This window comes from Pseudomonas sp. CGJS7, from assembly GCF_036961695.1.
Map to the genome: position 1 here is coordinate 1 of NZ_JBAMDI010000323.1, position 507 is coordinate 507.

Annotated in this window: 1 protein-coding gene; it reads left to right on the plus strand. The window is 68.4% G+C overall.

Annotation, left to right across the window (positions count from 1 at the left end; genetic code table 11):
* Positions 1 to 507: Ig-like domain-containing protein (locus V7787_RS52905; RefSeq protein ID WP_336095464.1), on the plus strand; the 507-nt coding region annotated here is incomplete at both ends.

A 507-nucleotide genomic window follows, 5' to 3' on the forward strand; every position in this document is an offset into this window, starting at 1 on the left:
TCGGCTCCACCGTGCAGGTACGTGACGCGGCCGGCAACATCCTCGCGACTGGCAACGTCGCTGCAGATGGCACCTTCACCGTCACCCTGGACCCTGCCGTGAACGACGGCAGCACCTTGCAAGTCACCCTCACCGATGCCGCCGGCAACGTATCCCAACCGGGCTCGGTCACCTCGGCCGACTTGCTGCCGCCCGCACAACCGACTGACCTGGCCCTGGCCGATGGCGTCACCTTCACTGGTCGCGGCGAGCCCGGTGCTACCGTGCAGGTGCGCGATGCTGCCGGCAACCTGATTGGCACCGGTGCCGTCGGGGCCGACGGCCTGTTCAGCATTGCCCTGTCGCCTGCCCAGGCCAACGGCGAAGCCCTGGACATCCGCCAGGTGGATGCCGCCGGCAACAGTTCGATACCGCTGGAGTTCACAGCCCCGGATGTCACACCGCCCGAGGCGGTCACCGACATCCTGGTCGGCCCAGGTGGCACGGCACTGAGCGGTCGCGGCGAAT